General features: G+C 67.2%; 1 protein-coding gene. It reads left to right on the top strand.

What is annotated here, in order from left to right:
* The coding region (ilvC, locus tag IE258_RS40700) for a ketol-acid reductoisomerase (protein WP_189750824.1) at positions 1-848 on the top strand (848 nt) is incomplete at both ends.

Here is an 848-nt window from a genome sequence, read left to right as displayed (position 1 = left end):
CACGCCCTGTCGCTGCGCGACTCCGGTGTCGACGTGCGCGTCGGTCTGCACGAGGGCTCCAAGTCCAAGGCCAAGGCCGAGGAGCAGGGCCTGCGCGTGGTGAGCCCCTCCGAGGCCGCCGCCGAGGCCGACGTCATCATGATCCTGGTCCCGGACCCGATCCAGGCCGAGGTCTACGAGAAGGACATCAAGGACAACCTGAAGGACGGCGACGCGCTGTTCTTCGGCCACGGCCTGAACATCCGCTACGGCTTCATCAAGCCCCCGGCCGGCGTCGACGTCTGCATGGTCGCCCCCAAGGGCCCGGGCCACCTGGTGCGCCGTCAGTACGAGGAGGGCCGCGGCGTTCCCTGCATCGCCGCCGTCGAGCAGGACGCCACGGGCAACGGCTTCGCGCTGGCCCTGTCCTACGCCAAGGGCATCGGCGGCACCCGCGCCGGCGTCATCAAGACGACCTTCACCGAGGAGACCGAGACCGACCTCTTCGGCGAGCAGGCCGTCCTGTGCGGTGGCACCGCCGCGCTGGTCAAGGCGGGCTTCGAGACCCTGACCGAGGCCGGTTACCAGCCGGAGATCGCGTACTTCGAGTGCCTGCACGAGCTGAAGCTCATCGTGGACCTCATGTACGAGGGCGGCCTGGAGAAGATGCGCTGGTCGATCTCCGAGACCGCCGAGTGGGGCGACTACGTCACCGGCCCGCGGATCATCAACGACGCCACCAAGGCCGAGATGAAGAAGGTCCTCGCCGAGATCCAGGACGGCACCTTCGCCAAGAACTGGATGGACGAGTACCACGGCGGTCTGAAGAAGTACAACGAGTACAAGAAGCAGGACTCCGAGCACCTCCT

The organism is Streptomyces tendae (assembly GCF_014650435.1).
In the GTDB taxonomy this organism is placed as follows: Bacteria; Actinomycetota; Actinomycetes; order Streptomycetales; family Streptomycetaceae; genus Streptomyces; species Streptomyces tendae.
The sequence above is the reverse complement of the archived record's forward strand: the minus strand, read 5'-3'. Positions and strand labels throughout refer to the sequence as shown.